General features: G+C 46.4%; 22 protein-coding genes. 10 read left to right on the forward strand and 12 right to left on the reverse strand.

Annotated features, from left to right (window positions below):
- The first annotated feature begins 29 nt into the window (after positions 1–29).
- Positions 30–1,841 (forward strand): glycoside hydrolase family 9 protein, encoded by a 1,812-nt coding sequence (locus tag F0145_RS01405; RefSeq protein WP_150086274.1) that lies wholly within the window; start codon positions 30–32, stop codon positions 1,839–1,841.
- A 54-nt stretch (positions 1,842–1,895) separates the two neighbouring features.
- Here the strand turns inward: F0145_RS01405 and F0145_RS01410 are convergent, their stop codons facing one another.
- A complete protein-coding gene (locus F0145_RS01410; protein ID WP_190277442.1) occupies positions 1,896–5,450 on the reverse strand; it encodes a DEAD/DEAH box helicase in 3,555 nt (1,184 codons plus the stop codon).
- A gap of 152 nt (positions 5,451–5,602) precedes the next feature.
- Between F0145_RS01410 and F0145_RS01415 the strand changes: the two genes are divergently transcribed.
- On the forward strand, positions 5,603–5,980 hold the full coding sequence (locus tag F0145_RS01415; RefSeq protein ID WP_150086276.1) for a hypothetical protein: 378 nt from the start codon (positions 5,603–5,605) through the stop codon (positions 5,978–5,980).
- A 232-nt stretch (positions 5,981–6,212) separates the two neighbouring features.
- Here the strand turns inward: F0145_RS01415 and cdaA are convergent, their stop codons facing one another.
- Both cdaA and folP read right to left on the reverse strand, forming a co-directional pair.
- Positions 6,213–7,049: a diadenylate cyclase CdaA gene (gene cdaA, locus F0145_RS01420; protein WP_150086277.1), complete on the reverse strand. Its 837-nt coding sequence runs from the start codon at positions 7,047–7,049 to the stop codon at positions 6,213–6,215.
- A complete protein-coding gene (gene folP / locus F0145_RS01425) occupies positions 7,046–7,906 on the reverse strand; it encodes a dihydropteroate synthase (protein WP_150086278.1) in 861 nt (286 codons plus the stop codon). Before folP ends, cdaA begins: the two co-directional genes overlap by 4 nt.
- Before the next feature lie 44 nt (positions 7,907–7,950).
- Between folP and F0145_RS01430 the strand changes: the two genes are divergently transcribed.
- The 5 genes from F0145_RS01430 (at position 7,951) to F0145_RS01450 (ending at position 12,052) form a co-directional block, all read left to right on the forward strand.
- Positions 7,951–8,508, forward strand: a complete 558-nt coding sequence (locus tag F0145_RS01430) for a DUF1599 domain-containing protein (RefSeq protein ID WP_150086279.1) — start codon at positions 7,951–7,953, stop codon at positions 8,506–8,508.
- A complete protein-coding gene (locus F0145_RS01435) occupies positions 8,495–9,595 on the forward strand; it encodes a BT_3928 family protein (RefSeq protein WP_150086280.1) in 1,101 nt (366 codons plus the stop codon). Before F0145_RS01430 ends, F0145_RS01435 begins: the two co-directional genes overlap by 14 nt.
- Positions 9,592–10,650, forward strand: a complete 1,059-nt coding sequence (locus F0145_RS01440) for an ABC transporter permease (protein WP_317133162.1) — start codon at positions 9,592–9,594, stop codon at positions 10,648–10,650. The genes F0145_RS01435 and F0145_RS01440 overlap by 4 nt, the downstream gene beginning before the upstream one ends.
- 151 nt (positions 10,651–10,801) lie before the next feature.
- The gene (locus F0145_RS01445) at positions 10,802–11,335 is read left to right on the forward strand and encodes a shikimate kinase (protein ID WP_150086281.1); all 534 of its coding nucleotides are present in this window, start codon (positions 10,802–10,804) and stop codon (positions 11,333–11,335) included.
- Between the two features lie 108 nt (positions 11,336–11,443).
- Positions 11,444–12,052, forward strand: coding sequence for a sterol desaturase family protein (locus tag F0145_RS01450; RefSeq protein WP_150086282.1), 609 nt, complete (start codon positions 11,444–11,446; stop codon positions 12,050–12,052).
- A gap of 86 nt (positions 12,053–12,138) precedes the next feature.
- On the opposite strand, the gene F0145_RS01455 is transcribed toward F0145_RS01450, so the two are convergent.
- On the reverse strand, positions 12,139–12,324 hold the full coding sequence (locus F0145_RS01455) for a hypothetical protein (RefSeq protein WP_150086283.1): 186 nt from the start codon (positions 12,322–12,324) through the stop codon (positions 12,139–12,141).
- 171 nt (positions 12,325–12,495) lie between these two features.
- On the opposite strand from F0145_RS01455, the gene F0145_RS01460 reads away from it, so the two are divergent.
- The 3 genes from F0145_RS01460 to F0145_RS01470 all read left to right on the forward strand — a co-directional run bounded on the left by F0145_RS01460 (position 12,496) and on the right by F0145_RS01470 (position 15,214).
- Positions 12,496–13,680 carry a hypothetical protein gene (locus tag F0145_RS01460; RefSeq protein ID WP_223815761.1) on the forward strand — a complete coding sequence of 395 codons (1,185 nt, stop codon included), beginning with the start codon at positions 12,496–12,498 and terminating at the stop codon, positions 13,678–13,680.
- A gap of 491 nt (positions 13,681–14,171) precedes the next feature.
- A complete protein-coding gene (locus F0145_RS01465; RefSeq protein WP_150086284.1) occupies positions 14,172–14,624 on the forward strand; it encodes a dual specificity protein phosphatase family protein in 453 nt (150 codons plus the stop codon).
- A 401-nt stretch (positions 14,625–15,025) separates the two neighbouring features.
- Complete coding sequence (locus F0145_RS01470) at positions 15,026–15,214, forward strand: hypothetical protein (protein ID WP_150086285.1); 189 nt, start codon at positions 15,026–15,028, stop codon at positions 15,212–15,214.
- 227 nt (positions 15,215–15,441) lie between these two features.
- Here the strand turns inward: F0145_RS01470 and F0145_RS01475 are convergent, their stop codons facing one another.
- From F0145_RS01475 to nuoG, 8 genes are all read right to left on the reverse strand, one after another.
- On the reverse strand, positions 15,442–16,866 hold the full coding sequence (locus tag F0145_RS01475; RefSeq protein ID WP_262719537.1) for an NADH-quinone oxidoreductase subunit N: 1,425 nt from the start codon (positions 16,864–16,866) through the stop codon (positions 15,442–15,444).
- 13 nt (positions 16,867–16,879) lie between these two features.
- Positions 16,880–18,457: an NADH-quinone oxidoreductase subunit M gene (gene nuoM / locus F0145_RS01480; RefSeq protein ID WP_150086287.1), complete on the reverse strand. Its 1,578-nt coding sequence runs from the start codon at positions 18,455–18,457 to the stop codon at positions 16,880–16,882.
- Positions 18,454–20,346, reverse strand: coding sequence for an NADH-quinone oxidoreductase subunit L (gene nuoL, locus F0145_RS01485; protein WP_150086288.1), 1,893 nt, complete (start codon positions 20,344–20,346; stop codon positions 18,454–18,456). Before nuoL ends, nuoM begins: the two co-directional genes overlap by 4 nt.
- Before the next feature lie 2 nt (positions 20,347–20,348).
- Positions 20,349–20,657, reverse strand: a complete 309-nt coding sequence (gene nuoK / locus F0145_RS01490; protein WP_150086289.1) for an NADH-quinone oxidoreductase subunit NuoK — start codon at positions 20,655–20,657, stop codon at positions 20,349–20,351.
- The gene (gene nuoJ, locus F0145_RS01495; RefSeq protein WP_150086290.1) at positions 20,654–21,181 is read right to left on the reverse strand and encodes an NADH-quinone oxidoreductase subunit J; all 528 of its coding nucleotides are present in this window, start codon (positions 21,179–21,181) and stop codon (positions 20,654–20,656) included. Before nuoJ ends, nuoK begins: the two co-directional genes overlap by 4 nt.
- A 4-nt stretch (positions 21,182–21,185) precedes the next feature.
- Positions 21,186–21,701 carry an NADH-quinone oxidoreductase subunit NuoI gene (nuoI, locus tag F0145_RS01500; protein WP_150086291.1) on the reverse strand — a complete coding sequence of 172 codons (516 nt, stop codon included), beginning with the start codon at positions 21,699–21,701 and terminating at the stop codon, positions 21,186–21,188.
- Positions 21,702–21,823: 122 nt separating this feature from the next.
- Entirely contained in the window at positions 21,824–22,792 is a 969-nt protein-coding gene (gene nuoH, locus F0145_RS01505; RefSeq protein WP_150086292.1) for an NADH-quinone oxidoreductase subunit NuoH, read from the reverse strand.
- Positions 22,762–25,497 (reverse strand): NADH-quinone oxidoreductase subunit NuoG, encoded by a 2,736-nt coding sequence (gene nuoG, locus F0145_RS01510; RefSeq protein WP_150086293.1) that lies wholly within the window; start codon positions 25,495–25,497, stop codon positions 22,762–22,764. Before nuoG ends, nuoH begins: the two co-directional genes overlap by 31 nt.
- Positions 25,498–25,499: the final 2 nt, after the last annotated feature.

Consider the following 25,499-nt stretch of genomic DNA (forward strand, 5'->3'; position numbering starts at 1 on the left):
AGAGGCTTTACTTAAACTTAACCAACCGCATGGGCATTATCAGAAACTGCTGGCTTTTGCTAATATTCTTGTTGTTTATGACCAAAAGTGCAGCAGCCCAAAACAGTTGGATTAGAATTAACCAGATAGGATATTTACCAAATGCAACGAAAGTGGCCGTATGGGTAAGTAAAGAAGATAACAATCCGGCGAAACGTTTTGAGTTGCGCGAAGCCAGGACGAACAAGATTGTTTTTAAAAGCAACAAAACCGAAAAGTTTGATGCTTATGCCGCTTTCAAAAAGGGTTCTCGCCTCGATTTTTCGAAGTTTAACCAGGAAGGCGAATATTACCTGCAAAGCGGAAGTACGAAATCACCAGTATTCCGGATTAATGCGGCGGTTTACGATAATACCGCCGACCATATTTTGCAATACATGCGGCAGCAACGGTGCGGGTATAATCCTTTTCTGCAAGATTCCTGCCATACCCAAGATGGTTTCCGGGTGTTTCATCCCAGCGGCGATTCGGCGCATATTAATACTGTAGGCGGCTGGCACGATGCCACCGATTACCTGCAATACGTTACTACTTCGGCCAATGCTACCTTCCAGATGCTGTTTGCGTACGAGCACCACCCCGAAGCCTTCGGCGATGATTTTGATGCCAACGGTAATCCGGGTAAAAACAATATTCCGGATATTCTGGACGAGGCAAAATGGGGCCTGGACTGGCTGCTGCGCATGAACCCGGCTAAAACCGAAATGTATAACCAGCTCGCCGATGACCGCGACCACGTGGGCTACCGCCTTCCCAACCACGATAAAGTTAGTTACGGCAAAGGTCTGGAGCGGCCGGTTTATTTTGCCACCGGTAAACCCCAGGGTTCTTTTGCTTATAAAAACCGGGCAACCGGTATTGCCTATACGGCCGGCAAATACGCCTCGGCTTATAGCTTAGGAGCTCAACTGTTAGCTAAATATTACCCCAATTATGCGCAAAACTTAGAAATTAAAGCCCAGGAAGCGTACGCGCACGGCTTAGCCAATCCGGGTGTTTGCCAAACGGCACCCGGCCGTGCGCCTTATTTCTACGAAGAAGATAATTGGGTAGACGATATGGAGCTGGCCGCCATACAACTGAGTAAAATCACCAACCGTCCGGAATATTTAGAACAGGCCCGCCGTTTTGGGCAGCAGGAACCAGTTACGCCCTGGATGGGGGCTGATACCGCCCGCCATTACCAATGGTACCCTTTTCTCAACCTGGGGCATTATTATCTGGCAACGCAGAGCGAAGCTGATAAGCAAATATTTGCGGGCTACCTGAAAAAAGGTTTAGAAGGCGTTTACAACCGGGGTAAACATAATCCTTTTCTGATGGGCGTGCCTTTTATCTGGTGCTCAAATAATTTGGTGACTGCCTTGGTAACCCAATGCTACCTGTACCGGCAACTAACCCAGGATAACCAATTTGCTGCCATGGAAGCCAGCCTCCGCGATTGGCTTTTTGGCTGCAATCCCTGGGGTACCAGCATGATTATTGGCCTGCCCGACAAAGGAATTTACCCCAAAGCGCCTCATTCTTCGCTAACTAAACTAAACGGCTATGTGCTAAACGGCGGTTTGGTTGATGGCCCGGTTTACGGCAGCATTTACAATAACCTGAAAGGTATTGCCCTGGAAGAACCCGATGAATTCAGCCCGTTCCAGTCGCGGCTGGTAGTTTACCACGACGACTTTGGCGATTATTCTACCAATGAACCCACGATGGATGGAACGGCTAGCTTGAGCTTTTATTTATCGGCCATGCAAAAAGAAGGGCAGCAGCCGGTTTTGAAAAAGAGTAAAAAGAAAAAGTAAGCCCCGGTAAAAGAACGCCTGCAGCAGGATAAGTTAACGGAGCTTTCCCGCAATTTATACAGCTTCGCCCTCTACCCGCGCTGATAATTTAACCAAATCCCGCAGTTCCTTATTATTTAGTTCGCCCAACCATTTTTCGCCGGTACCCACGGTAAGGTCGGCCAGTTCTTTTTTTGCGCGGATCATATCGTCTATTTTTTCTTCGAGGGTGCCTTTGCTCAGGAGGCGGTAAAGCATTACGTTCTGTTTTTGCCCGATGCGGTAAGCGCGGTCGGTGGCCTGAGCTTCTACGGCCGGGTTCCACCACAAATCGTAATGCACCACGTTTTGGGCTGCGGTAAGGTTAAGCCCGGTGCCGCCAGCTTTTAAAGACAAAATAAATATTCGGTGATGGCGGAAGTTCTGAAAGGCATTTACCAATTCGTCGCGCTGTTGCCGCGTTTGGGAACCGTGCAGGAACAGGGGAGCAGCTCCAAATTCCTGCTCCAGAAAAGCCACCAGCAACTCGCCCATTTTTTTGTACTGGGTAAAAATTAAAGTTTTTTCCCCATTTTCCTGAATAGGCCGGAGAATATCCAATAATAGTTGCAACTTGCCCGAGTGCGTTGGGTCGCGTTTACCTTCTTTTAAATACTGGTAAGGGTGGTTGCAAATTTGTTTCAGGGCCGTCATCATTTTTAACACCAGACCTTTGCGTTCTATGCCTTCACTGTCTTCTACCTGCTGCATCGCCTGGTCTACCACATTTTCGTAAACGGCGGCCTGCTCTTTGGCCAGCGAACAATACAGGGTGTTTTCTATTTTATCCGGCAAATCCGAAATAATAGTTTTGTCGGTTTTAAGGCGACGCAGCACAAAAGGCTCGGTTAGTTTCCGGAAAGCGGCTAATTTCTGGTGATCGTGATCAAGGGAGATGGGTCGGGCAAAGTACTCCTGGAAAAAATGAGCCGTGCCCAGAAAGCCTTTGTTTGTAAAATCAAAAATACTCCAGTACTCACTCAACCGGTTTTCGACGGGGGTGCCGCTCAAAGCTATTTTCAGGTTGGCTTTTAGGCTTTTAATAGCTTTGGTTTGGGCCGTATCCGGGTTTTTAATATTCTGAGCTTCATCAATTATGAGTACCTGCCATTTATATCCGTTCAGTTTTTCGACATCGGAGCGAATGGTGCCGTAAGAAGTAAGCAAAACATCCTGCCCGTCCATATTTTTCAGGTTGCGGTTAGGCCCATGGTAAATACTGTAGGTTAAATTAGGCGCAAATTTTTCCAGTTCACGGCTCCAGTTGGTAAGCAGGGTAGTGGGAGCCACTATTAACGCCTTGGCTTTAGTCAGTTGGTCATCGTCTTTAAGTTTTAGCAGCAAAGTAATGGTTTGCAACGTTTTACCCAGGCCCATGTCGTCGGCCAAAATACTGCCAAAGCCTACACGACTGTTTTTATACAACCACTCGTAACCCCGCTGCTGGTAAGGGCGCCGCGTGGCCTGCAAAGTAGCTGGCGGGGCAATGGCTTTTACCGAAGTTAATTCTTTTAATATTTTCCGCAATTCGTCGGTTACCTGAATGGGAACGCCCTGGTATTCTTCGGCAAACAGCACCCGCATGGCCTCCTGTTTCGACAGGGTGGGCGGTTTCTGCAGTTGCTTCATTAGTTTTTCCAGGTCTTCGGGTGTCAGGTGAATAAAGCGGTCGCGCAGTTTTACAATGCCGCTAGCATCTTTTACCAGTTTCAGGAATTCCTTTGCCTCCAATGCTTCCTCGCCCAAGGCCACTTGCCAGTCAAAATCGAGCAGGTTTTGCAAATCGAGCCAGCTACGCACTTTATCTTTGGCCGAGGAAGAAAGGCGCAGCGCAGCTTGCGGTTTTACCAGGTGGCGCAGCGATTTAGGCAGCAATATTTCCATGCCCAGTAAACCCAGCAAAGGCAATATTTTCAGCAACACATCGGCAAAATTTTCCGGGTCGTAGCGTAGGTGCAATTCGTGTTCGGTATTTACGACCCTGGCTATGTCGGGGAAATGCTCCTGCAACAGCATTAAATCTTTTATTACCGGTAATTTTTGCTGCTGGTATTTTTCTTCTGTTTTAAACCGATGTAGCGGTACCGGCGCTTGCAGTGTTTGGCTTTCGTGCTGGCGCACTGCTACAGACAGCCGGAATTCCGGAAAATCTTCTTCTACCTGAATAACCGGAACCCAATCGCGTTGTGAGAGGTGCAGCATCCGGAGCCACAACTGCAAAGCCGGAAATACCTGGTCGGGCTTTAAAGTACGGGGTAGCGGCAACGTTTCGCCAAAGAAAAGCTGCTGAAAATAATCGTTCTGGTCGAAACGGCTGCTTTGCCAGGTAACTTCTTTTAAGATTTCCCCAATAAAAACACTGGTCAGCCGCACGGCGGTTTCTGCTTGGGGGAAAATAGAATATTTATTTTTATTTGTTTCTACCTGAAGCAGTTCGGCGGGGCTAAGAAAAATAAACGGCTGTAAAGCATTGTTAACGGCCTCGTTTTGCAGCAGCGGCTCCCATTGCACCAAGTGTGTATTATTCGCCCGAAATAATTTAGGCAATATTGCACTCTGAACTAATAATTTAAGAGCCAGACGCAGGTAAGCATGCAATAATTGTAAGGTGGGCGGCCAATCAGTTACCAAATTGGCATCTTCTTTCAAGTCTTTTAACGTTTCGCTAAGCCATTCTATTAACCCTATTTCTTTGGTGTGGTGCTCATAAATCAGGCGCAGCCGGGCTTGTTGCCAGTTTGAGTCTATCAACACAAAGCCTTCTATACAAGTATTTAAACCAAAATTAGCTTTTTTGCGCCATACCTGGGTCAGGTTAATTTCGGCTTTGCGCACGTATTTCAGATGGGCCAGCAGCAAACTTTTAAAATCGCTCGCATGAAACGGGGTAGCTGCCGGTAATAAATTTAGAAAGCTGTCGCCGATAAATGGTATTGGGGCTAAGTCGAGTTGCGTGAATATTTCCTCGTTAATGACCAAAGGCCGGGGCTGGTAATATTGCAGATGAGCGAATAAATCTTCTACTGGTTCGGTCAGGCTTTCGGTAATATTTATTTGGCGGCTTTGCAGGGCCGCCACCGCATCGTAGCCATGCAACTGCAGCTCCAACATCGGATTTAAATCTATTTCGTTGGCCAATATATACACCACAGCCGCCAGGTGTTTGCAAGGCACCGCAAAATCGGGGCAGGAGCAACTCATTTCTAAATCGCTCCACTGTTTCGGGAAAATATAAATACCCTGCTGGCGCGAAAGGCTGAGTAATTCCGGCGGTAGTTGCCGGTTAAGCAAGCTAGCCAACCAAGCCGGGTTACCGGCCAGCAAATCGGTTAATGTTTCTTGTTGCTTGGGTGTAAATTCCGGCACGCTTATCAAAACTTTATAAGGCCGGGGCCGGGAGCCTTGTACTTTGGCATCAATATTATGATGGTTAATAATAACCGAAGTAATAGCGCCTTTAGACGCATAGCTGCTGCCCCGCGGTAAGCGGTTGCCAAAATCAATGTTGTTAAGGGCATTCAGCCATTCTTTTCCCCAGAAAGTTTTACCGTACTTTGCCATGTCAGCCGCATCAGAAAAAAATATAAACAAGCTACTGAATATCAGCGCAGGTAGTTACTATTATAAGCGCGTTTTGTAATTATTTTTATAATAATTTATTAAATATTTTAGATTTTTCTGCTAAAACATACGTAAATAATAATCTTTCTATACTATTATTGTATCTACATAAAGTCGGGAAAATGGAAGAAACCAATTACGTAGATCAGCAACTGGGCGCTTTAGTAGCAGTCTTCGACGACTTTATGAAACCCGCAGAATTTAAGCGGCGCTGCTTTAGAACTTTGGAACTGGTAAAAGAAACCAATATTACCAAAGCCCTGATTGATACCCGCGGATTAAAAGTTATGGTGCAGGAAAATCAGCGCTGGATTGATGAAGTATGGTACCCCGAAGCGAAAAGAGTAGGTTTGCGGCACATGGCTTTTTTAATGCCGGAAGATTTTTTTGGCAGAATGAGCGTAGAAACCTCTAACCGCCGGGTATTGCGCGAAGGCATTATTGAGGTCCATTATTTCGACGAAGAGAAGCTGGCGCACGACTGGCTTAAATCTATCTAACTAAAATATTATACCGCATAGTATTTACTATCTACCATAATAATTTTTCCTATTTGTCATCTTGAAAAGATCTATTGGATAAACTGTGTAACAGGTAAAGCCGGTAAAGCGGTAATCACCTACTTTACTTTCTAAAAAATAGATGCTTTCAGCATGACAATCAGGAGATTTTATATTATGGTAAGTAATGAATTACTGTTTGGTATTACTCCTGAAATTTGCCTGCAAAATATTAAGCGGCCGAAACTGATTTTTCAGCGTGGACTTTAGGCTCTATGTCGAAGAGGAAATGGTTAAGCCGCGAGCGCAAATCGGCTGCTGCCAAATTCCGGAAAACCTGGCCATTCCGGACCAGTGATATTTGCCCGGTTTCTTCTGATACTACCAATACTACACTATCGGTTACTTCGGTTAAGCCAATAGCCGCGCGGTGCCGCAAACCCATCGAAGCCGGAATTTCTTTATTATCGCTAACGGGTAAAATACAACGGGCCGCTTTAATCCGGCCATCCGCAATAATTACGGCACCATCGTGCAACGGACTGGTTTTGTTAAAAATAGAAAGTAACAAGCGCTTGGAAATAGCCGCATCAATTAAATCTCCCGATTCGGCGTAAAATTTTAATTCGGAGCTGAGCGCAAAAACAATAAGCGCCCCGGTGTTTTTACCGGCCAGCGATTTAGCCGCTTCAATAAAAGGCGTTAAGTTAAGGCGGTTGCCATTATCGTTTTTACGCCACGGAAAACCTTTAAAAAATTTATCGTTGTCGAAGGCCGTGGTTTTGCCAATCATGAGCAAAAACCGCCTGATTTCTTGCTGAAACAAAATAATGGCCGCCAGCACACCCACGCCCATAAATTGCCCCAGAATAATGGTAAGCAGCTCCATGCCCAGGGCTTTTACCACCAGGTAGAGCAAGTAAATAGAAAGAAACCCAACAAATATTTTAAGCGCAACGCTGCCGGTTAAAACCTTGTAAAGTTGATACAATAGGATAGTTACCAGCAAAACGTCTACAACGTCCAGCCAGTTAATATCTAAAAATCCTATGGTAAACAGCAGTTTCAATGGGTTACACTTTTATTAAATAATTTAATGGTTTGCACAGCTTCCTTAACGTCGTGTACCCGCAAAATATTGGCACCGTGCATTAAAGCAATTGTATTTAAAGCAATGGTGCCGGCCAAAGCTTCCGAGGCGGGTATATCCAGCATTTTATAAGTCATCGACTTCCGCGATAAACCTGCCAACAGAGGCAAGCCCATTATTTTCAGGTCATCCAACCGGCGCAGTATCTCGTAATTCTGGTCTAAGGTTTTGGCAAAGCCAAAGCCCGGGTCAATAATTATATCGGTCAGGCCCAGGGCATACAGGGCCGCTGTTTTTTCTTCGAAATAATTAATTAAATCCAGTATAATATCTTCATACTGCGTAAGCCGGTTCATGGTTTGCGGATTTCCGCGCATGTGCATCAAAATATACGGTACCCGCAACCGGCCAACAGTTTTAAACATTTCCGGATCTAATTCGCCGCCCGAAATATCGTTTATCATATCTGCCCCGGCATTTATGGCCGCTTCGGCTACCTTTGCCCGGAAAGTATCAATCGAAATCAGGCAATCCGGAAAGGCTTGGCGAATGGCTTTGATGGCCGGTATAACCCGCTTCAGTTCTTCATCCGGCGAAATATTAACGGCTCCCGGCCGACTCGAATAACCGCCAATATCCAGGATAGCAGCGCCTTCCTGCAGCATTTTTTCGGCCTGCGCCATAAAGGCTGCGGAGGTGTTATAGCGACTGCCTTCATAAAAAGAATCGGGGGTAATATTTAATATTCCCATTACCACCGGGCTGGCTAGCGAAACTATTTTTCCGCGGGCATTAAGCGTACTCTTTTTATAAAAAACTGTATCTTTCGCTTTCAAAACTGGGTACAAATCGCAATTTCCTTTAAAATAACGCCAAAAAATTGATTAATCAAACTCTCCAGGAATATAATAGGGTTATAAAAGCTTGCAAGAATATTTTCCTGAAAAAAACCCGCGACTACGGAACGGCCTGGCGTATTTTACGCCTGCCCTCTATTACCGACCAAATATTTATCAAGGCCCAGCGCATCCGATCTATCCAGGAAAAGGGCGTGCAAAAGGTAGACGAAGACATTACTTCGGAGTTTGTGGGCATTATAAATTACTGCGTAATTGCTTTAATGCAACTAAAATTGCAGGATCGGGCCGAGTTGGAAATTCCGGCTTCGGAAGTAGAAAACAGGTACGACCAGGAAATTGCCGAAAATATAGAACTGCTGCTGAACAAAAACCACGATTACGGCGAGGCCTGGCGCGACATGCGCATTAGCTCGATAACCGATATTATTTTAATGAAACTGTACCGGACCAAACAGATAGAAGATAACCAGGGGCAAACCCTGATTTCGGAAGGCGTGGAAGCCAATTACCGCGACATGATAAACTACGCTGTTTTTGTTTTGATTAAATTAAATTTCGCTATACATGAAACTCATTAGCAGAATCTGCTGGCTGTTGGTAGGTGGCCTGTTTATTTTTTCGGGCCTGATAAAAATTAACGACCCGGTGGGTACGGCCATTAAACTCGAAGAATATTTTGAGGTTTTCGCCACCGATTTTTCCTCGCTATTTCTGGCCCTGGAGCCTTATGCCTTGTACTTATCTATTATTTTAAGTGCGCTGGAAATTATTTTGGGCGTGGCCTTGCTGCTGCGGTGGCGTCTGCGGCAGATACTGGTGAGTTTGCTGCTAATGATCGTATTCTTTACGTTCCTCACGTTTTACTCGGCTTATTTTAACAAGGTAACCGATTGCGGTTGCTTCGGCGATGCCATTAAACTTACGCCGTGGCAATCGTTTACCAAAGACGTGGTACTGCTGGTGATGATTATTATTTTGCTGGCTACCCAAAAATATTTGCCTCGTCCGCCGCGCGAAAACACTACCACTTGGGCCGTGGCCATTACGGCCGTTATCTCGTTTGGCATTGGCATTTATGCTTATTTACACGAGCCTTTCATCGATTTTAGGGCTTACAAAGTAGGTAATAATATTCCGGCGCTCATGAAACCATCTGAGCAACTGAAGTACAAGTACATTATGGAGAAAAACGGCGAAACGCAGGAGTTTACCGATTACCCCAAGGATACTACTTTTAAGTTTAAGCAAATGGTAGCCCTGAACCCGGAAGCCGGACCCAAAATAACCGATTTTAACGTTTGGAACGACAGCGGCGATTTTACGCAACAGGTTTTTCAGGGAAATAAGTTGCTCATTATTGTGCAGGATGTGCGCAAATCGCACCCCGAGAGCTTTAGCGAGATTAATAATTTAATTAGCGGCGCAGAAAAAGCAACGGCCAAAAATATAGAACCCATGGTGCTTACTTCCAGCAGCAGTCAGGATTTTGATATTTTTAGGCACGAAGTAAATCTGGCCGCGCCGTATTATTTTGCCGATGGCACCGTGCTGAAAACCATGATTAGAGCCAACCCCGGCATTATGTTGCTGCAAAATGGCGTGGTAGTAGGTAAGTGGCATTACAACGATGTGCCCGACCTGCAAACCGTTCAGGAGTTGCTATGAAAATAATTGGCTTTCTGCTTAACCGGCTGGGGCACGGCGTGCTGATAATGCTGGGCGTAGTAGTAGCCATTTTTTTTCTGTTTAACGTATTGCCCGGCGACCCGGTAGCCTTACTCGCCGGCCAGCGCAGCGATTTAGCTACCCGCGAAGCCATCTCTACTGAACTGGGCCTGGATAAACCCTTACCCGAGCAATTGCTTTTTTACCTGAACGATATTTCGCCGATCTCGGTGCACGCAGCAGCTGCCGCAAACCAGGAGAAATACGAGTACACGCCGCTACTTTCTTTTGGCCAAAATGTACTGGTGCTGAAAACCCCTTATTTGCGGCGCTCCTTCCAGAGTAATAAAAAAGTAACCGCTATTTTATTAGACCACTTAACCGGTACACTTTGGCTGGCCGGAGCGGCTATGCTTCTGGCTACGGTGTTGGGCATTTCGTTTGGCATTATAGCGGCGCTAAAGCCCCATAGCTGGCTCGATCATCTGCTTATTTCTACTTCGGTGCTGGGTATTTCGGTGCCTTCGTTTGTAGCCGCTATTTTAATTGCCATTACCTTTGGTTTTTACTGGAGCCACGTAACCGGCCTGAGTTTAACCGGGCAGTTGTACGAAATAGATGCTTTTACGGGCAAACATTTGGTGCTGCGTAATTTAATATTGCCGGCTTTTGCGTTGGGCATTCGGCCGCTTGCGGTAATTACCCAACTTACCCGTAGTTCCATGATAGAGGTACTTTCGCAGGATTATATGCGTACGGCGCGGGCCAAAGGCTTGCCCAGTTACCGGGTAGTAGTGGGACACGGCCTTAAAAATGCTTTAAATCCGGTAATAACGGCAGTGTCGGGTTGGCTGGCTTCATTAATGGCCGGCGCTTTTTTTATCGAATATATTTTTAACTGGAAAGGAATTGGTGCGGTTACCATTCATGCCGTCGAGAACTTAGATTTTCCGGTAGTAATGGGCGCAACTTTGTTTATTGCATTTTTATTTGTGCTGATAAATATTCTGGTAGATGTGCTTTACGCCCTCATCGATCCGCGGGTAAAACTTTAAAAGTGGCTTGGCCAATACCTGTGCAAGCATCCTTTCTGCAAGCGGACTAAATAATTTTCCTTCCGCATAAATACTTAGTAACCAGTGAGTCTTACTTAAATGATAATTTTTAGAATCTAAATACTACCTTAATCCGTTTAATGGTGTAAAAATGAGTCGACCAATTTTTTTTGTGGGAATGCCGGGAGCCGGAAAATCAACCATAGGCCGCAAACTGGCCGCTACCTTACACGTTCCCTTTTTTGATTTAGATGAATATTTAGAAGAAAAAGAAGGTTCGGCCATACGGCAAATATTCTCCAGCCACGGCGAAGTTTACTTTCGGGAGATTGAGGCACGCTCTTTGCGGGCATTAGCAACGCAGGCACCCGGCAGCGTAATTGCCACCGGCGGCGGAGCTCCCTGTTTTCATAATAGCATGGCTTATATGAACCAGCACGGTACTACCGTATACCTGAAAGCACCTATAACGGTGTTGCTGGAGCGCCTGACCGGACATGGCCGGGAGCAGCGCCCCCTGGTGGCTGGTAAAAGTACCGAAGAAATAAAGCAGTTTTTAACCGAAACCCTGGCTAAGCGAAAGCAATTTTATGAAACGGCTCATATAACGTATCAGAACCTTACCCGGGAGCGGGATGTAACCGACCTTTGCCATTTAATAGCGCGGTTGGAAACCACGTGTTAAAACCTGAATAAACACGGGTACGGTTTGTTTAAAAGCACGCTGGAGCGCAATTTTATTTAAATGTTTTAATTTTACCGAAAATTTTATTGACCCTAAATACAATTAACTATGAAACCTAATCACAAAGGCACCGCCCAACTGTTTCAGAATCCATTTCTGGAAAAACTGACGCGTACGCACATTGCTGTACCTATTTCTATATTTATAATTATTGCCATTGGCCTTATTGCTTATGGCTTTACACACGGCTTTATAACTGTACTATCGGCTATTGGGTTGTTTTTTAGCGGCTGGTTTATATTTACATTTATCGAGTACATAGCGCACCGCTTCCTGTTTCACATGGATACCGATACGGATGTGAAGAAAAATATTCAGTACACGTTCCATGGCAACCACCACGAATATCCGAAAGACAAAGAACGTTTGGCTATGCCCCCCATTATGAGCTTATTTATCTCCTCGTTGTTCTTTTTTGTTTTTAAATTAATATTTGGGCAGTTCGTGTTTGGCATTGTTTCGGGGCTTTTGTTTGGGTATGCCGTTTACCTGTTTGTGCATTATGCGGTACACGCTTATGCGCCGCCCAAAAACTTCTTAAAAATTCTTTGGGTGCATCATAGCATTCATCATTACAAAGACGATGAACGGGCCTTTGGGGTATCATCGCCGTTGTGGGATTGGCTGCTGGGTACCATGCCCGAACGAAACAAATAGCGTAAAAAAGTAGCATATAACAAGCAATAAAAAAGGGTAGCTTATTCAGAGCTACCCTTTTTTATTGCTTTAAAAATAGTGCGGCATTAATAACGCCTCCGTGGGCCTCGTATTTTCCGCACAATCCACATAATCAGCAATATTACAATACCTACCACAATCAGGGTAGTCCACATGGTAAATTCCATTACATCGCCGAGCAGTTCGCAACCGCCTAAAGTAAAGGAAATTAAAATTATCAGAAGCGATAAAAAAGGTTTGATATTTTTCATAGTTTTATTAATATAAGTAAAACAAAGGCAACTATAATATTTAACAATATTTAACCGCCAGGTCTATTTTAAAACCTGAATATATTGATTTAATACTGGTATGAAACAAAAAGGTTGGCCCAAAGCCGAGTAGGTTATTAAAATAATTTGAGTAATGCTATGTAAAGGCTTATGTTTAGATCCAGCCAAACCCAAATTACAAATACCGTATTCCTTAAAAATAAACAACGGGTAATATTTGCCAGGTGGTTAATGCGGGCACTAATATTAGGTGCGGTAGCTGGTAGCAGTTTTGCTTTCTGTCAGGCAGCAATATTTAGTCAGCGGGCACGGGTAGGCCGCACGGTAGTAAGCATTAAAGACGATGCTTTTTACCTGAACGGCCGCCGGACCTACGAGAACCGCACCTGGCAAGGCTACAAAATTCAGGGTTTGTTAATGAACGGCCGTATGGTGCAGGGAATATTTGATGACCATAACCCCGAAACCCGCCAACGCTGGAAATACCCCGATACCGGCACCTGGGACCCGGAACGAAATACAAACGAATTTATAGCCGCTATGCCGGCCTGGCGGCAAAAAGGGTTACTCAACTTTACCATAAACCTGCAAGGCGGCTCACCGGAAGGCTACTCGAAAGAACAGCCCTGGGAAAATAATGCTTTTGCACCGGATGGCGCTTTGAAACCGGCGTATCTAAATCGCCTGAAGCGAATATTGGATAAAGCCGATGCGTTGGGCATGACGGTAATGGTAGGCTTTTATTATTTTGGTCAGGATGAACGGCTGCAAGATGAAGCGGCGGTAATACGCGGCGTTGACAATGCTACCAACTGGCTGCTGAAGCAGGGCTACCGCCACGTAATGGTAGAAATTAACAACGAATGCAATCATAATACCTATAACCACGCAATTCTGCGGCCCGAACGCGTACCCGAACTAATTAAACGGGTAAAACAGAAAACCCGGCAAGGCCGGCGCTTGCTGGTTAGTACTTCTTTTACCGGCGGCGCTTTGCCCACCGATGCCGTTATTCAAAATTCGGATTTTGTTTTACTGCACGGCAACGGCGTTTCTGATCCAGCGAGAATTACAGACTTGGTGCGGCAAGTACGGCAGCGCCCGGTGTATTCGCCTAAACCCATTCTTTATAACGAAGATGATCATTTTAACTTCGACCAACCTCAGAATAATTGCCGGGCGGCCATCAGCGAATATTGCTCCTGGGGCTATTTCGACCCCGGTAAAAATAATTACCAGGATGGCTACCAAAGCATGCCCGTAGATTGGCACATTAACACACCGCTGAAAACGGCCTTTTTTAATTACGTAGCAGAAATTACAGGAACCCGGTAAGCAGGGCATGTGCACGTGCTTAAATATTATTTTGTGCCGAAATATATTACCTAAGCTTATTTTATTTTCAGTGCCAATGGTTTCTACCGCCAACTTGCCATATTATACCAAATAGTAAAAAGCAGTTTGCATAGCAGTCTGGCAAATGGTTTTCCATACTCGTCATTCTATAGAATTCGAAGAATTCCAAAAGAATCTTCTGCATGAGTTGGATAAACAGGTAATAAACCTAGTCTGGAATTTACCTGTAACGCCTTCTAAGCAGAAGATTCCTCCGGAATGACAGGAATGGGTACAATGATTTAAGTCCTCGCTATGGAAAGTTTTTTATTCTCTTTGGTATTATTTATCCTGCAACTTATAAGAATGTTGGCTGTGTTGCGGATTATATTTTATTCGCAGTTATTCCTGACGAAAAATAGCGTTTGAAATTAAGCAAGCTTAACTGATTCGGTTTTATTAACTTACCTTAGTTTTAAAACAGTAAGTATATGATTGCCATCCGGCCTTGGCTATTTCTGGGAAAATACCGCGATACCTTCGAACTCCCGCCATTGCAAGCCCAGCAGATTGGGGCCATGCTCCAGTTTGCCGGCCGGGTAGAGTATCCCGAAATTCAAACACTTTATATTCCCATTGAAGATGGCGTACCTGTTCAGCGAGAAATATTAGAAAAAGGTGTTCAATTTATTTTAAGCCAGCAGCAGGAAGGAAAAAAGGTAATGGTTTCTTGTGGAGCAGGCATTAGCCGATCGGTTACATTTATTATTGCGGCGCTGAAAGAAACTGAAGATATTCCTTTACTGGAGGCATACCAGGTGGTCTTGAATGCCCATGTAGGCGCTTTGCCACACCCGGCTTTGTGGCAGTCGTTGTGTAACTACTATCAGGAAGAAGTGCCTTATTGGCAATTATTAAAGAAATATAACCGCCGTGGTAATTAATTCAAGTCTGATATTTTAACCCGTAAAAAGATTAATTTAACTGTTTCTTTGGAGCTGCCATTCTCTCAACAATTGCCATTATTAAGCTAAAATATTTCCTGTTGTTTCTAACAGCCCGAACCCACAAAATAGCCAACCCGAGGCACCAGTTTTAGTCGTGATTTCCAACATCAAAACTTTATAAATCTAGTTCTTTATTTAAAATAACAGATAACAAAGGGTGCTTAGTTAAGTGCTAGAAATTATATGAATTACTACGTAATATAGTTGTAATTACGTATGAAAATAATTTAAGTACTACTTAATCTCACTCGTTCAATACTGATTTAGAAGCTCTACAGGCACTATTTACGGGTTAATTTTATTAAATTTATAGGATAAAATTAAGGAGAATAGGAGCTATGAAGAAAGAAAAAGAAACCCCGAAATTTCCTATCAGAATCGAGAATTTTGATCAGTATGAAATAACCGATTGCTCAGCAATTTTAAGACGCTTAGAATTAGCAGAAGCTAATAAAGGAAAAGGACAGGACTACAAAAAATTTGCTGAGCGGGCTGAAAGCCGCATTAATTACATGATGTTTGAATAATAAATTGGCTTGTTCCGGGGAATATTTATTTCCTGAATATTTTGGGTAGATATACCCGGAGCAAGCATTATTCTCTTTTCCCTAAATTCCATTTAGTTTTGGTTGAGAGCAGAATAGCCAGGAATATTTTATAAACTAGAAAAATGCTTTTAAAGAATTCTTTCAACTAAAACAGCTTGGCTAAAAGCATCTGTAAACAGCTACTAATTCTTAAACTGCTGAGCCAGCTAAAAAGTAGTCATAAAAGTAGCCAGCAAGCCTCTGATTAATTGTACCAGGCTGGTGGGATAAACACCAATCCAGATCAGGAGCAGCCCCAGGATGGCCATCGCCCCCCCGCTGGCAAACGATAAAGCCGGGTGCAGCACTTTACGCCGTTCCTGTACCGATTTGGTTTGGGCAAACATAGCCGCAATTACTTTTATGTAATAATACAGCCCGATTACGCTGTTTAGGACCAGCATTAAAACCAATAACCATTGTTGGGTATTTACGCCGGAAGCCAGAATATAAAATTTGCCGACGAAACCAGCTGTGAGCGGAATGCCGGCCAGCGACAGAAGCATGGCCGTAAAAACTGCTGCAGTGGCGGGTCTTCGCCAGAAAAGTCCCCGGTAATCTTCTAATTGGTCGGCGTCTCGTTCGGTATCCGATAGCAAGGCTACCACGCCAAAAGCGCCCAGACTCGTAATAAAATAAGCTACCAAATAAAAACTGACTGCTTCTACGCCCAACCGGTTGCCGGCTAAAAAGGCCACTAAAATATAGCCCAGGTGCGCAATAGAGGAATAAGCCAGTAGCCGTTTAATATTTTTCTGCCGGAGGGCTAACAGGTTGCCGGCCAACATGGAGGCAATGGCAATAATGGTAAATATCAGCATGAGGTTAGCGTAGCGGTAAGCATCGGCCTGGGAGAAAAACCGGATGAGTAAGCCCATCATGCCGCCTTTGGAAACGGTGGCAATAAATGCGGTTACAGGTGCCGGTGCGCCTTCGTACACATCGGGTGCCCACATGTGAAAAGGTACAATGCCCAGCTTAAAGCCAATTCCCACTATCATCAGCCCAAAACCGGTTAAGAGTAATAGCGGCAATTCCGAAACCGATTGCAGGTAAACGCCAATTTCGGGAAAAGACATGGTGCCGGTAACGGCATAAACCAACGCCATTCCGAATAATAAAAACGCCGAAGACAAGGCTGCCAAAATTAAATATTTAATGCCGGCTTCGTCAGAACGTTCGCGGGTACGCAGGTAAGCAATGAGCGAATACAGGGCTACGCTTAATATTTCCAGGCCCAGGAAAAGCGCCATAAAATGCTGACTGATAACTAATACACAAGCGCCAAGGGTAGCTAGAATTAGTAGCAGGTAATATTCTTCTTTGCGTTCCTCGCGTTGCTCAAAATAGGCATACGACAGCAGCGTTACGAATAAGGAGGTAAGTAATATCAGACCTAAATTAAATATTCCCCAGCCATCCATTACAAAGAAAGGCGGAATCTGGTATGAACTACCGTTAAGCTGCAAAAGCGTAAACACTGCTACCAAGTGGGCCACGATGGTAATACCAAAAATAACTTTGTGGTTTCGTTTTACGGCCACTACCAGCATATTCAGAGTGGCGGCTCCGACCAGAATTAGTAGCGGCATTAGAAAATATAAATCACTTAAGCGCATGAATTCCTCCTTTCGTATTTAGTAGACGTACTGTATCAGCGGGTAGGGTTTGCAGGGTAACTTGGGCCGGTATTTCGGGTTTTATAGTTGGTTTTTTGTAAGCTTCCAGTTGCTCATCCACCGAAGGTTTTGCCCGGTCCAGAACAGGTTGGGGATATAAACCCAGCCAGAGAATAGCTACTACCAAAGGCAAAGCGATGCTCATTTCGCGGAGCGATAAATCAGTTAATGGGTGCTCCGCCTTATTTTTGCCCAGAAATACCTTTTGCAGAATCCGGAGCGAATAAGCCGTAGCGGCTACTAAGCCAATCGTAGCAAATATGGTCAGGAGGTTATTGGCTTGCCAGCTACCTACCAGCGTTAAAAACTCGGCAATAAAATTACCTAAACCGGGTAAGCCCAGGGAAGCCATGGCAAAGATGGAGGCAAACACGCCCATTCTGGGAATAGCGGGCCAGAAGCCACCCATCTGCCGGATGTCGCGGGTGTGCAGGCGCTCGTAGAGGAAGCCAGCCATTATAAACAAGGCACCCGTACTGATACCGTGGGTAATCATTTGCATCACCACTCCCTGGAAAGCCCATTCATTAAAAGAGAATACACCCAGTATTACAAAACCCATGTGACTCACGCTGGTATAGGCAATCAGTCGTTTTAGGTCGGTTTGGGAGAACGCCAGGATAGCCCCGTATAAAATACCCACCACACCCAGCAACATGGCCCAAGGAGCAAAAGCCTGGGCGGCCTCCGGAAATAATGGAATGACAAAGCGCAGCAACCCGTAAGCCCCGGTTTTTAACAGCAAACCCGCCAGAATAACACTGCCGGCGGTAGGCGCTTCGGAGTGGGCATCGGGTAACCACGAATGAAACGGTACCACGGGTAACTTAACCAGAAAAGCCATCAGGAAACCCGCCATCAACCACGGACCAATAGCCGGAGGAAAAGTAGTGCCTAATAAATCGAAATAATTGAAAGTGTAAGAGCCGGTATTAGACCCATGAATAAAGTACAGGCCCAAAATGGAGAGCAGCATTAAAAGCCCGCTGGCCTGTGTGAATATAAAAAACTTGTATGCCGCGTACATGCGGTTGGCGTGCCCCCAGATACCAATCAGGAAATACATGGGTATCAGCATTACTTCCCAGAAAAAGTAGAACAGAAATAAATCCATAGTGAGGAAAACGCCCGAAATACCCGCCAGCACCCACAAAATATTAAAATGGAAGAAGCCAACTTTGGTTTTAATTTCGCGCCACGATACTAATATGGACAGTAGCCCGAGGAAGAAGGTGAGGAGCAGCATGAGTAAACTCAAACCATCGAGTGCCAAGGAAAAACTAACACCCCATTGGGGCACCCAGGGCACCTCATAGCGCATCATCCAGTTCGTGGCTTTAACGGTGGTTGTTGGGTTGTTTAGCCAGAGCGAAATAGAAATTAAGAAACTGGCCAGCGTGGTGAGCAGGGCAATCCAACGGGCAAAGTTAGCGTTAAACCGGCCGGCTATCCAGGCTAATATTCCCCCAACCATCAGCAAAATAATAAGCCAGGCTAGTATCATGGCAATAAACTTAAAGTGATGATTAACAAAGCGCCCACGACTACGCCCATCATGTACCAGCGCAAAATGCCGCTTTGGGTTTGGGCTAAGCTGCGGTTAAGCACCTGCGCAATGGCCGCCAGGGCGGCGTAAATTTTATCGATGATATCATTTTTGTTAATCCTGGCCAGAAACACATACGGCCGTACAAACAGCGTATCGTATAGTTTATCGAAGCCCCAGCCGGAATACCAGAACCGGTGCACCGCCCTGAACAGGCTAGATTGTTCCATATTAGCTTGCAAGGCAGGCTTTTGGAGATAAAACACGTAGGCCAGGTAAACACCGCTCAGCGAAATAATTGCTGCCACTAACTGGAAGATCCATTCCGAAGTACCCAAGGCATCGTTGGCATGAATAGCCGGTAGCAAAGGCGTCAGGAAGTCGGAGAATAACACCACGTGTCCGAAATTGTGGGGCAACTCAATAAAGCCGCCAAGGAGGGAGAGAACCGCAAGAATTATTAGCGGCACCGTAATAATTGGGCCGGGCGGATGGGTGACGTGGGATTTGGGTGCACCGTAGAACGTAATAAAAACCATCCGGAAAGTATAAATGGCAGTAATAAAGGCACCGAGTAGCCCGGCCAGGTAAAGCCAGGTATTACCTCTTTCGCCAGCCATGGCATACCATAATATTTGATCTTTGCTGTAGAAGCCGGCCGTAATCAGGGGCAAAGCCGCCAGCGAAGCCGAACCAATCAGGAAAGTCCAGAACACGGCCGGTAATAATTTACGGAGGCCACCCATCCGGAACATATTTTGTTCGTGGTGCAGCGAAATAATAATGGCGCCGGCACTTAAGAAAAGTAGGGCTTTAAAAAAAGCATGAATCATGAAGTGAAATATTCCGGCTGACCAGGCACCTACGCCCAATGCCAGAAACATGTACCCAATCTGGCTGATGGTAGAGTAGGCCAAAACCCGTTTCAGGTCTGATTGAGCGAGAGCTGCGCAACCGGCTATTAATAAAGTTACAGCGCCAATTATCGCCACTGTTAGCATAGCTGTTGGGGCCAACTCAAATATTACGTGCATCCGGGTAATCAGGTAAACGCCGGCGGTAACCATGGTAGCAGCATGAATAAGCGCACTCACCGGCGTGGGGCCCGCCATGGCATCGGGCAGCCAGGTTTGCAGCGGTAACTGACCTGATTTACCTACCGCCCCGCCCAATAATAAAAACGCAATAATGGTAGCTGCCTGCGAACCAACTGCCCAGGTTTGCGGCGCTTCAGTAGCAATGGTCTGGATGTGCAGCGTACCAAATAGCTGAAAGAGCATAAATAGCCCAATAGCTAAAGCCGTATCGCCGACCCGGGTAATAATAAATGCCTTGCGGGCCGCATATCCATTAGCCGGCTCTTTGTACCAGAACCCAATCAGCAAATAACTGCACAAGCCTACGCCTTCCCAACCCAGGTACAGTAATACCAGGTTATCCGCCAATACGAGTACCAACATCGAGCCCACAAACAAATTTAAGTAGGCAAAAAAGCGGGCAAACCCATCGTCATCGGCCATGTAGGCGGTAGAGTACAAATGGATGAGAAAGCCCACGAAGGTGATGACAAAAATAAAAACCATCGAAAGGGCATCGAGGTGGAAAGCAATGCCCGGATTAAAACCCTCCACACTAAACCATTGCCAGACTACCTGCTGGTACACCGGTTCGGTGGGGCCGGCCGATAGAAACTGACTACCCAGGATTAAGGTGAGCAACGCGGATACGCCTACACTACCCACACCAATCAATGACACCAACGGCCGGGAAAGTCGGGTGCCAGTAATTATCAATATTAGGGCACCGGCAAAGGGCAAAGCAGGAACTAACCAGAGTAAATTTTCCATAATTATCCGTTCATTACATTAGCCGCATCGCTGTCGAGGGTTTTTAAATTATGATAGAGCTGTAAAATCAGGGCTAGGCCAACCGAAACCTCAGCGGCGGCCATCGTGATGATGAAAATGAACATAACCTGGCCTTCGGGTTGAACCCAGCGGGCACCGGCCACAATAAAGGCCAGTCCGGCCGCATTCAGCATTATTTCCACCGATATCAGCATGAAAATAATATTGCGTCGGATGAGCACACTCACCAACCCGATAATAAAAAGAATGCCGGCTAGTAACAAACCGTGTTCCATGGGGATGGTATTCATGCCTCAGTCCTTTCTAAAAAGCGGTGTACAATTTTTTTCTTTTGCCGGCCCAGGTGATAAGCTCCCACAATACCCGCCATTAAAAGCATACCGCTTAACTCAACCCCCAGCACATAAGGTCCGAAAAGAGCCATGCCCACGGCTTTGGCTTCTACTGGTTGTGTGGCAACTGCTGATGTTTCGGACGCCATAAAAATATAGGCCAGTTCGGCCAGCAATATCAACGATAGCAAAGCCGGCCCAATCCAGACGCTGGGCTTCAGCCATTCTTTTTCGTGCTGCACATCTTCGTGGGTCAGGTTCAGCATCATAATCACGAAGATGATGAGCACCACAATAGCCCCGGCGTAAATAATTATTTCGAGGGCAGCCATAAATGGAGCACCCAGGGTAAAGAACACGACGGCTATCGCCATAAAAGAAACCACCAGGTACAGCAGGGCATGTATCAGGTTGTATTGGGTTACCACCAGAATAGTAGCAATAATGGCAACCGCAGCGGCCAGGTAGAAAGTCAGTTCCATTGGGTTAAGGGATTAAGCTTTTTACATCTACCGGTGGATTCTCATTGATGGCTTCGCCTTTGCCTTTGCCGCCAATGGCCATGCCCGCTACTTTGTAATAATTGTAACCGAGATATTTGCCCTGGCTGTTGATGAGCAAGTCTTTTTTCTCGTACACCAGGTTCTGGCGGTTGTATTCGGCCATTTCGAAATCCGGGATGAGCTGAATGGCATAGGTAGGGCAGGCTTCTTCGCAGAAACCGCAGAAAATGCAGCGCGAAAAATTTATCCGGAAAAACTCGGGATAGCGGCGGCCGGTTTCGTCTTCGGTAGCTTGCAGCGAGATACAATCTACGGGGCAGGCCGCCGCACAAAGGTAGCAACCTACGCAGCGTTCGCCCATATCTGGGTCGCGGGTAAGTACAATGCGGCCCCGCCAGCGCGGAAATAATTTTGCTTTTTCCTCCGGGTACTGGATGGTATCGCGCTTGTGAAACGCGTGCAGAAACGTAAGCCCCATACTCCGTAAAATACTAAACATATCAGCTCCTTTCTTTTTATTTAGTATCAGGTATCTGGTAGTTGGTATCAGGTATCTGATATTTTTTGATTATTTCTTTTTTATTAAAGTCTTGTTACTAACTTCCTGCTACCAACTTCCAGTTAATAATTACCATTCTGCATTAACACAATAGCTGCCGTTACCAACAGGTTTACCAGGGTCAGGGGGAGTAATATTTTCCAGCCGAATTCCATTAACTGGTCGTAGCGGGGGCGGGGTAAAGAGGCCCGCAACAGAATAAATATGCTGATGAAAACAAACGTTTTTAAGGCAAACCAAACCACCGGCGGCAAGAAAGCCGGACCCAGCCAACCGCCAAAGTACAGGGCCACCACCATACACGAGATAAGCGTAATGCCCAAATATTCCCCTACAAAGAAAATTCCGAATTTCATGCCCGAATATTCGGAGTGAAAACCCGCAATCAGTTCGCTTTCGGCTTCGGGTATATCGAAGGGCAGACGATGGGTTTCGGCAACGCCGGCAATAAAGAAAATAACAAAACCAATTATTTGCGGTACCACAAACCACATGTTCCGCTGGGCCTCCACAATATCGCGCAGGTTAAATGAGCCCGTTAATAACACCACGCCCATTAAAGCCAAGCCCATAAATACTTCGTAAGAAATCATTTGAGCTGCCCCGCGCATGGCACCTAGTAAGGCATATTTATTATTCGAAGCCCAACCACCCAAAATAATGCTGTAAGCGCCCATCGACGACATAGCCAGGAAAAACAAAATGCCAATATTTAAATCGGCTACCACAATACCCGGCGCAAACGGAATAATCACGAAGCTCAGCAGCACCGTTACCATTACAATGGCCGGCGCCAGCACAAAAACTACTTTGTCGGCAAAGGGCGGAATCCAGTCTTCTTTAAACAGCAGCTTCAGCGTATCGGCGAGTACAATAAACAGTCCGAAGGGACCCGCCCGGTTGGGGCCGTAACGGTCCTGCCACAGCGCCAGCATGCGGCGCTCTACCCAGATGAGTCCGGCGGCTACGTTCATCATCACGAACAGTACACCACCTACAATCAGGAAATAATTTGGGGCTGATGCTTCCATGTTGTTTCTTGTTTTAGAATGATAGCCCAGGCGGGCAATTCGGCATAAGGCACGCCGGGCAAACCTTTGGGCAAACCAGCGGTACCTTTGGTTATATCGTTATTGATTTTAACTGGTAGGCGAATAATCTGGTGCTCTAAGCTGAAATCAAGGTTATTTCCTTCTTTTAATTGTAAAGCATGAGCATCAGCTTCGCAAATGGCTACGTAAGGTTCGGGTGCTCGTTGGGCAATGCCCGGCGCTAAAATGCTCTGCTCTTCCGAACCAAAAATATGGTACAGTGGCACCATAAATAAATGGTTTTGCAGGGGCGCAAAATCTTCCGGCACCTCGCTGAAATAATGCGTTAAATTGGTTTGTACCGGTTCTATCAGCCGGATGCCCGGGTCGCCGTGGTGCAAGTGCCCCCCTATCTCTTCCTGGTATTTATTCACCGATTGAATAGAGTTCCAACCCGGCGACCAGAAGAATGGAATAATTGATGAAGGCGGCTCGCCGCGGTAACCTTCCATGGTAAAAGTTAAAGGTGTATCCGGGTCTTCGGGTGGTTTGGGCTCGCTTACCGCGTGGTGCGCGTTCATGGCGGTACGGCCGCTAAAGCGGTGCGACTCGCGGGGTATTTTTTGGCCGGCAATCCGGAATTCGGCGGGTGGCGCTGCGGCCAATATTCCTTTAAATTGATTATCCGCCTCGGCCAGCGCCTGGTTTATATCATCCAGGTTTTTCCAATTGCTCAGAACCGGGTGGCGGAGCGATGTGCCAATATTTATTAACCACCGCCAGCTCTCCTGCAAATCTTCAGGGGTAGGATAAACCTGGTAGAAACGCTGAGCCCGCCCTTCGTTGTTTACCAGGGTGCCGTCAGCTTCAGCAAAGGTGCCGGCGGGTAGCACTATTCTGGCTTTTTCAGTGGTGGCATGGTGCAGGTGGTCCAGTACCAGCACTTCTTTGGCATGTCCTAAAAAGCTATCTACTGCCGTTTTATTCGCGCAACGGTATAAGTTATTTTCCAGGATGATGACGGAATCGGCGTAGCCATTCTGAATGGCTTCGAATGCCGATTCCAGTCGGTGGCCGCCCAGCATAGCCAAACCAAGGCTGTTGCATTCGGGTACGGTGAGCACAATGCCGGCTGTTTTAACTTGCTCGCACAAGGCTCCCGCAATATTGGCGGCGGCTTTCAGAACGGCTTCGCTGCCGCTGGCGCAACCCGAAATAATCAGCGGTTTCTTAGCCGTTTTCAAAGCATCCGCTATTTGCTGCGCCATTGTTTCTTCGGCTTCCGATAAGTGCGTAACCACCGGTGAATTTTCGCTGATAAGATTGGCCACCGCAAAGCCTAGCCGGGCAATGGCATCCGGCGAAGCATGCGCAGTGGCGGTGGCTATTTCGTCGAGTTTGGTAGCCGTGATAGAGGCAATAAATAAAGGCCCTTTCTTATCCTGTACCAATTCGCGGGCAGCGGCATCCTGCCAAAAAGGTATACTGGCCTGGGCTACCTGTGCCAGCGGTTGTTGCCGCACCGACTGCCGAACCGCTAAGGCCAGCATGGGCGCCGTATTGGTTAAATCTTCGCCCAGAATAAATACCGCATCGGCGGTTTCTACTTCGCGCAGACTAAAATTCCGGGCGGGGCCTTTGCGTAATATTTTCAGGCTGAGGTCTACCAGATCTTGATCGTTTTCGTCTACCCCCAGGTGAAAATTATTTTCGCCCACCAAAGCTTTCAGGGCAAAATTCGATTCGAGGGAAGCTCGCGGGGAACCAATGCCAATTAGGCGGGCCTGCCGCAATTCTCCCCATATTTCCTGTAGCGCAACTTCTTTGGTAACGGCTTCGGGCAGATGAGTGCGCACCAGCGCTTTTCGGATGCGGGCCGGACTGTTTACAAATTCATAACCAAAACGCCCGCGGTCGCAAATAAAATACCCGTTTACTTCGCCGTTGTATCGGCTGGTTATTTGCCGCAACGACCCGTAACGCTCACCGGCCGAAATATTACAACCCAGGCTGCAATGCTGGCACACCGACGGGGCCATGGTTAAATCCCACTTGCGGGTATAATGTTGCTTTAGGGTTTTGTCGGTAAATACACCGGTGGGGCATACCTCGGCCAGGTTGCCGCTGAACTCATTTTCCAATACCCCGTTTTCGTGCCGGCCAAAGTACACGTGGTTGTGGGCAGCAAACACGTCCAGGTCGTGGCCGCCGGCATAATCTTTATAAAACCGCACGCACCGGTAACATTGGATGCAGCGGTTCATTTCGTGGTTGAGGAAAGGTCCTAAATATTGGTTTTGGTAAGTGCGTTTTTTATATTCGTAGCGCCGGTAGTTGTGGCCGCTCATCACGGTCATATCCTGCAAATGGCAGGCGCCGCCTTCGTCGCAGACGGCACAGTCGTGCGGGTGGTTGGTCATGAGCCACTCAATTACGTGCTCCCGGAACTCCTTCGCTTCGGGTTCATCTACCGAAAGCCGGATGTTATCCCGCACCGGTTCCATACACGACATAATCAACCGGCCTTTGGTATCGGCTTCATCTTTAAAAACTTTTACCGCGCACTGGCGGCAGGCCCCCACCGAGCCCATAGCCGGGTGCCAGCAGAAGTAGGGAAGATTAATGCCCAGCGTGAGACAGGCCTCTAATAAATTTTTGCCGGGTTTTACCTCGTAGGGTACATTATCAATATAAATAGTAGCCATTG

It is taken from the genome of Adhaeribacter rhizoryzae (genome assembly GCF_008629685.1).
Lineage (GTDB): Bacteria > Bacteroidota > Bacteroidia > Cytophagales > Hymenobacteraceae > Adhaeribacter > Adhaeribacter rhizoryzae.

Excerpts from the sequence above, each read along its gene's own strand:
- F0145_RS01475 (WP_262719537.1), bottom strand. The coding sequence starts at position 16,866 with ATGCCGCTACTAATTCTGGTCGGAGCCGCCACTCTGAATATGCTGGTA.
- nuoJ (WP_150086290.1), bottom strand. The coding sequence starts at position 21,181 with ATGGAACTGACTTTCTACCTGGCCGCTGCGGTTGCCATTATTGCTACT.
- F0145_RS01455 (WP_150086283.1), bottom strand. The coding sequence starts at position 12,324 with ATGAAAAATATCAAACCTTTTTTATCGCTTCTGATAATTTTAATTTCC.
- nuoM (WP_150086287.1), bottom strand. The coding sequence starts at position 18,457 with ATGATACTAGCCTGGCTTATTATTTTGCTGATGGTTGGGGGAATATTA.
- F0145_RS01445 (WP_150086281.1), top strand. The coding sequence starts at position 10,802 with ATGAGTCGACCAATTTTTTTTGTGGGAATGCCGGGAGCCGGAAAATCA.
- nuoH (WP_150086292.1), bottom strand. The coding sequence starts at position 22,792 with ATGGAAGCATCAGCCCCAAATTATTTCCTGATTGTAGGTGGTGTACTG.
- F0145_RS01435 (WP_150086280.1), top strand. The coding sequence starts at position 8,495 with ATGAAACTCATTAGCAGAATCTGCTGGCTGTTGGTAGGTGGCCTGTTT.
- F0145_RS01450 (WP_150086282.1), top strand. The coding sequence starts at position 11,444 with ATGAAACCTAATCACAAAGGCACCGCCCAACTGTTTCAGAATCCATTT.
- F0145_RS01415 (WP_150086276.1), top strand. The coding sequence starts at position 5,603 with ATGGAAGAAACCAATTACGTAGATCAGCAACTGGGCGCTTTAGTAGCA.
- F0145_RS01470 (WP_150086285.1), top strand. The coding sequence starts at position 15,026 with ATGAAGAAAGAAAAAGAAACCCCGAAATTTCCTATCAGAATCGAGAAT.
- nuoI (WP_150086291.1), bottom strand. The coding sequence starts at position 21,701 with ATGTTTAGTATTTTACGGAGTATGGGGCTTACGTTTCTGCACGCGTTT.
- F0145_RS01460 (WP_223815761.1), top strand. The coding sequence starts at position 12,496 with ATGTTTAGATCCAGCCAAACCCAAATTACAAATACCGTATTCCTTAAA.
- nuoG (WP_150086293.1), bottom strand. The coding sequence starts at position 25,497 with ATGGCTACTATTTATATTGATAATGTACCCTACGAGGTAAAACCCGGC.
- F0145_RS01405 (WP_150086274.1), top strand. The coding sequence starts at position 30 with ATGGGCATTATCAGAAACTGCTGGCTTTTGCTAATATTCTTGTTGTTT.
- nuoL (WP_150086288.1), bottom strand. The coding sequence starts at position 20,346 with ATGGAAAATTTACTCTGGTTAGTTCCTGCTTTGCCCTTTGCCGGTGCC.
- nuoK (WP_150086289.1), bottom strand. The coding sequence starts at position 20,657 with ATGAATACCATCCCCATGGAACACGGTTTGTTACTAGCCGGCATTCTT.
- F0145_RS01440 (WP_317133162.1), top strand. The coding sequence starts at position 9,592 with ATGAAAATAATTGGCTTTCTGCTTAACCGGCTGGGGCACGGCGTGCTG.
- F0145_RS01465 (WP_150086284.1), top strand. The coding sequence starts at position 14,172 with ATGATTGCCATCCGGCCTTGGCTATTTCTGGGAAAATACCGCGATACC.